This is a genomic window from Bilophila sp. 4_1_30, assembly GCF_000224655.1.
Taxonomy (GTDB): Bacteria; Desulfobacterota; Desulfovibrionia; order Desulfovibrionales; family Desulfovibrionaceae; genus Bilophila; species Bilophila wadsworthia.
In genome coordinates, this window is sequence record NZ_JH114233.1 from 244,849 (window position 1) to 250,901 (window position 6,053).

Consider the following 6,053-nt stretch of genomic DNA (forward strand, 5'->3'; position numbering starts at 1 on the left):
GAACTTTCTTCAGAAAGTTCTCTCCTCCCTTCCCCAAAACCCCCATCCTCCCTCTCTCAAAGACTTTTGACGTTATCGAATCCCTTTTGGCGTCTTTCCCTGTGAACATAGGGGTGAGGCTGTGTTTTTCTTCTTATAACGAGAAAAGGCGAAGGAAAAAATCCTTCGCCTTTCTTTTTCCAATAAGAAATCTAAGTTACCCATCATCTTTTGCCCATGCGGGAATTTCGGATGAGGGATTCGATAAAGATGAAAGTCTTTGGAGGGGAAGAGGGGAGGTTTGGAGGGGGGGAAGGGGGGACCTTTCGTCCAGAAAGGTCCCCCTTCCCCCCTCTAATCTTTTTCTCTCCTAAACAAACCCTTTAACCATGAGCCTCGCTTCCATATATAAGGATAGGGTGGCAATAGCGCGGTCGCAGACGGGGAAAACGGGTATGTTCCGTTCCCGTAGGGCATTACGGAAGGGCTCGAACTGTGCCCCGCCGTCCACCACGGCGACCAGCGGCTTGCGGAAGCGTTCACGTACGGCAGAGAGCCGTTCGAGGATGCCGCCGGGCGCGTCCATGCGGAAGGCCTCCACGTCCGTCTCCGCAAGGGTGTGCGTCACCGGAGAGTGCGGATCGAGCCCGATGACCACGGCGTCGATGCCCTCGTCATTCAACATCAATTCCGCCATGTGCGCATGAACTTCGTCATCCGCGCCGGGGTTGATGTCCAGTGGATTGGCGATGGTCACCAGCTTGTCCAGGTGCTTTTCATTGATGCAGGATTGCATGGCGCTGCGGGTGCTTTCGGCATAAGCGCCGAGCGACATGCTGTATTCGTCCGATTGGATGGAGTCCGCCATGCCCACGGCTTCAAATCCCGCGCCACTGACCGCGCCGAGGCGCTTGCCGTTGACGGCATCGTTGCGGAACGCTTCCGCCAGCAGGATGAGCTCCTGAAATTCCGTGAAGTTGCGGGCCATGATCGCGCCCGCCTGCCGGATGCAGTTCTCGCAGACCATGTAGTCTCCGGCGAGAGAGGCCGTGTGCCCGCTGGTGGCATTCTTGCCTTCGGGCGTGCGCCCCGCCTTGTAGAAGATGACCTGCTTGCCGTTGCGCACGGCTTCGCGGACGGCCTGTGCGAACCGCAGCCCGTCAAGATCCTTGAAGCCTTCCGCATAGACGGCGATGACGTCCGCCTCGTCCGAGCTGATGAAGTGGCGCATCATGTCCCCGAGCGTGAGGTCGGTCTGATTGCCCATAGAGATGAGGTAGGCCGGGCTCATTTCCGGAGCCTGACTGAAGCGGTTGAGCAGGAATGCCCCACTCTGGCTCACGATGGCGGTGCGCCGCCACGACGTCTGGCGCGCGGCCTGCAGTTTTTCGGCCGGGATGAACCACGTGTCATAATCGCCGGGCCGGGAAATGACACCCATGCAGTTCGCGCCGAGGAACACCGGGCCGCCGTCGCCTTTGCCGTGGGCTTCCCGAATGCGCTCGATCATGCGGGCCGCGATTTCCTTGCTTTCCTCGGTTTCACCGAGGCCACCGGGGATGAGCATCACGCTCCGGGCGGCGCCTGTTTCCAGTACTTCGTCCACAAGGCCGGGTACGTGTTCCGCGCCTACTGCCACGATGAACAGATCCAGCGGCTCACTCACGCTCCGCAGATCAGGCACACAGCGCACGCCGGAGGGATCGGGTTCGCCGTCGCGCAGGATGACGATCCGATCTTTGTCGAATCCCGAACCGATGATGTTTTCAAGGATGGTACGTCCGAAATTTCTCCGCTTGGCGGACACGCCGATGATGCCGATGCGTTCGGGGTGCAGCAGGTTTCCGATGCGCGCCACGGGCCGGGCCGTCGGTTCTTTTTCCGGCAGCGAGAATTTGCACATGCCGTCGAGCGGGACCATCAGATAGTCGGTGAAGGCGAACGGGTTGATTTCCAGCTCATCGATGACGAACGGCGCGTCCGGATTGTCCGGCGAGAAGTGGTTCCCCATGCGGATGAAGGACTCAAAGCATTCGATGAGCTGGTCGTCGGTAACGATGCGGCGTTGCCCGCGCGTCAATCCGGCGAGTTTTCTATATGAGACGGTTTGCCGGAACAGCCGGAAGAACGTCTCTCCGTCGGTCATGGTCGTGAGTGCGGCTACAATGGCCTGCCCCTTGCGGAAGCGTTCGGCGTACAGCTCAGTATCGGTCCCGCCGAGGCCGGCGCTGATGACCATGCCGAACTCGCGGGTGCGGCGCAGGCCCACGATAAGCTCATTGCCGAACGCTTCGGAGTCGGGCGGCATGAACTGCACCTGCAACACCCCCTTGAGATCGGAAGCGATGGCGTTTTGCAGCGCGGCCCCTTCCACCCCCCGATAGCTCTTGGGGGCGCCGGACGGGTGGCGTTCGATCCATTCGGCGTAGCGTTCAGGCACTTCGGAGAGCATACGGCGCACGGCGGATCGCACCTTATCCGGCGTTTTCGGCACGATGCGCACGCCGCCGACTTCCGTTTTGTGGATGATGGTCGGAGAGACGATCTTGAGGACGGCCTTGTCCCCGGGCATGGCCATGACTTCCTCGTCGGCGAGTTTGGCGTTGCGGGGGATGAAGGAACATTTCGGGGGCGTTTCCGATCCCGACAGGCTCAGGAGGTTATACACTTCGTATTCGTAGAGGAACTGTCGTCCTTCGGCATAGGCGTTGCGGAGCAGTTCCGTGATCGGTTCGTAGGCGACGGTAAGGTTCATAGGGTGTTCCTTGCGGGATGCCTCCGGCGGCAACGGGGGCGTCGCCCCCCTTGACCCCCTGACCGGGGGGCATGATGCCCCCCGGACCCCCTCAGTTACGGCTTCATATCCGATCCGTCCCGGACGCTGTCCGGCACGGATCGGACACAGGGCCGTTTTGAGCGAGTCTGGCGTTCCCTCTGAGCGTTTGGGGTGTATCAGAAGTTTTTTAGTAATACAGTAATATTATTATCTTTTAGAGAGTTATTCAGATTGACGTTTTCTGTACGTTGCGTTCGCCTGATTCATTCCCCGTGTCTGTTTTTCCTCATCCCTATCATCAGGGAAAAACGACAAGAGGGATTCGATAAGTTCAAAAGTCTTCGGGGGAGGGATGGGGGTGTGGGGGAAGGGAGGGCCCCTTCCCCCACATCTTTCCTCTTCCCGATCAATCTTTCTGCATCCCGCGACCGGCCATGAAGGCTGCATGGTTGAGATCCCAGAGGGACGGCTTGCGGGAGATGCCCTTGAGGGCTTGCAGCCAGACGGCTTTGGGCACGACGTCGAAGGGCGGCAGAGTGCTGAGCACGCCGAGCATGACCACGTTGGCACAGCGACCCTTGGGGTCGCCGAGACTGAGGGCGATGCTCAGAACGTCGACGGTCACGGTACGGTAGCCTTCAAGCTGTGCGGTGATGGTCTCGTCGGATGGATAGGCTTCGGGCTTCAGGCCGTGCGGCAGGATGCGGGTATCGGCCATGAGCACGGTCCCGCCGGGCTCCAGCAGATCGAGGAAACCGGGGCGCAGCACTTCGGCCTTTTCCATGGCGATGAGGACGTTGGCCGTCCCCGGCACGAGCGCGGGGCTGAACACTTCGCCACAACCGAAGGTGCTGATGACCGGGCCGCCCATCTGCGCCATGCCGTGGGTTTCGCCTTTGAGGATGTTGCGGTCGTCGTACCCGGCGAGGAAGGCCACTTGCGCCAGCACCTTACCGAAGAACAGGTTCCCCTGCCCGCCCACGCCACGGATGGCGAGGGACAGGCGGGGAGGACGCCGGAAGGAATCGACGGGAGGAACGTCGATGGCCTCCGGAGCATGGGGAAGCGCGACGGCTTCGAGAGTTGTTTCCGTGTTGGAACCCGCGACGGAAAGGGCCTTGAACGGGCACATCTGGAGACAGGCGGGCGTGCGGGACACGCAGCCGGAACAGAGGTTGTTCCAGCGGGGCGTGCCGTCTTCGGAGGCTTCGATGCCGGGGCAGATGTGGCAACGCCCGCACTTGCGGCAAAGTTCCTTGTCCACGGTGAGCTTCTGCCCGTAGGCGGATGCAGGGACTTTGCGGATACAGGTCCCCCGTATGATCAGGATGGTGAAACGGCCTTCGCCCGCCAGTTTGAGCCCTTCTTCCACGCGGGCTTCGATTTCCGCCTTGTCGTAGGCGTCGGCGGTGATGACGTGTGCTCCCTGACTCTTGAGGGCCTCGTCAAGCCGGAAGGCATTGGACTGCCCGGCGAGGTTGCAGGGCGAGGACGGCGAAGGCTGGCCTCCGGTCATGGCGATCCATTCGTTGTCGAGCACAATTTTGAGGCCTGGGACTTGGCGGAACACCGTATTGCGGGTGGCGTCCATGCCGCTGTGGCACTCGGTGCCGTCGCCGATGATGCTTACGCAGCGGGCGGCGGCTTCGGGCTTCGAAAGGACATAGCCCATGCGCATGGCTTCGCTTGCACCCATGCACAGGTTTACGTCGAGGGCGTTGAGGCCCTTGATCAGCGTATTGCAGCCGATGTCGCCGAAAATGGCCTCAATGTCCCCGCGCTTGCGCAGTTTGCCGAGATGCAGGGCCGCGAGGCGGTAGGGGCATCCCGCGCAGATCATGGGGGGGCGGGGTACGGAAGGCGCGGGCGTCCCGGCCTTGGTATCCCTGCCGAGGAATGCGGCGATGCGCTCGGGCGTCCATTCGGTCACATGGCTGAGGGAGTCCTTGCCGCTGACGTCGAGTCCCGCCGCGAGGCAGGCTTCCTGTACGAAGCGGTAGCCGTCCTCAATAACGCTGACTTCGCCCTTGATGGACGCGCAGAACGCCCGGATGCGTTCCATCGGCAGCGGGTTGGTGAAGGCCACCGAAAGGATGTCGAGATCGGGATCGAAGCGTTCCTTGTATTCGCGCATGAGCAGGGTGGTCGCGCCGCAGGTGATGACCCCGCGCCGTCCCGCTCCCCTATAGTGGATGTTGAGGGGCGATTCCTCGACCATGCGGATGAGTCCGGGCATACGTTCCGCCATGACGGTATCGTAGGAGATGCGGGCCATGCCGGGCAGGGCGTGCTGGAGCGCGAGCGGTCCGACTTCGGCGAGCGGGCGCGTATGCTGTTCAGCGAGTTTGACCAGCCCTTCGCTGTGGCAGAGAAGCCCGCCCGCGAGGATGACGACCGGGGTGCGGTGCGTGCGCGAGATGTCAGCCGCCAGCCCTGCCGCCTCGTGCATTTCCTGATGCGTGCGCGGCTCAAACACGGGTACGAAGCAGCTCTTGAAGAGGTAGCGGGGATCGATGACGTGCTGTGTGGAGCTTGGGGTAAAGTCGCTGGCGATGTAGTAGATGAGCGCTCCCTTGGGCTGCATGTAGCAGGAAACGCTGGTGAAGGCGTCGCAGGCCTGATAGAGGCCGGGGATTTTCATGGTGACGACGCAGTCGCGCCCGGCCATGGCGTGTCCCACGCCGACGCTGACGGCCACGGCTTCGTTCACGGACCAGCCCACGGTGATCCTGTCCTGCGCCTGCGACAGGCCCTTGTCGATGGCTTCCGTGCTCGGCGTGCCGGGGTAGCCGTCCGCCGCGTGGATGCCTGCGCGTACGCAGCCGACCGCGAACGCGATGTTTCCTTGCAGGACTTTATTGGTTCCTGCGGCCTCGTCGCACAGTTGCTGGATTTCGTTCATGGCGTTTTCCTTTGGAAGTTTGGGAGGGATGCCTCCGGCGGCAAGGGTGGCTGCCGCCCCCCTTGACCCCCTGCCCGGGGGGCGAGCCGCCCCCCGGACCCCGGCAGTATCGTTTCGCTGCGGTTTCGGACGAAACGACGTTTCGGCTGAAACCGCAGCGAAACGGCTCCATCGGCGTCAGGAATTTCTCTTTTGGGATGTTTTTTTCAATTGTTCCCTGAAAAAAGACGGAATGTGCTGGTGTCGCATTGTCTTGCGTCAGGCACATTGTCGACGTCTTGCCTTTCGCCATTACCTTTATCGTTCTCTGTCCACAAGTAAACCTGTGAACGGGGATTCGATAAGGTCGAAAGTCTTGGGAGGGGGAGAGGGGGTGGTTTTGGAGGGGGGAGGGGG

General features: G+C 61.4%; 2 protein-coding genes and 1 pseudogene. 1 reads left to right on the forward strand and 2 read right to left on the reverse strand.

Annotated elements, in window-relative coordinates:
- Nucleotides 1-353, forward strand: a pseudogene (locus HMPREF0178_RS22620) (hypothetical protein); the annotation flags it as partial.
- Here HMPREF0178_RS22620 and HMPREF0178_RS13155 read toward each other — a convergent pair.
- Nucleotides 350-2,734: an acetate--CoA ligase family protein gene (locus tag HMPREF0178_RS13155; RefSeq protein ID WP_009368536.1), complete on the reverse strand. Its 2,385-nt coding sequence runs from the start codon at nucleotides 2,732-2,734 to the stop codon at nucleotides 350-352. The pseudogene HMPREF0178_RS22620 and the gene HMPREF0178_RS13155 overlap by 4 nt on opposite strands.
- Nucleotides 2,735-3,161: 427 nt before the next feature.
- The gene (locus HMPREF0178_RS13160) at nucleotides 3,162-5,657 is read right to left on the reverse strand and encodes a 2-oxoacid:acceptor oxidoreductase family protein (RefSeq protein ID WP_009368537.1); all 2,496 of its coding nucleotides are present in this window, start codon (nucleotides 5,655-5,657) and stop codon (nucleotides 3,162-3,164) included.
- Nucleotides 5,658-6,053: the final 396 nt, after the last annotated feature.

What these genes read in the sequence shown, in the direction of transcription:
- HMPREF0178_RS13155 (WP_009368536.1), bottom strand. Translation starts at nt 2,734, where the DNA reads ATGAACCTTACCGTCGCCTACGAACCGATCACGGAACTGCTCCGCAAC.
- HMPREF0178_RS13160 (WP_009368537.1), bottom strand. Translation starts at nt 5,657, where the DNA reads ATGAACGAAATCCAGCAACTGTGCGACGAGGCCGCAGGAACCAATAAA.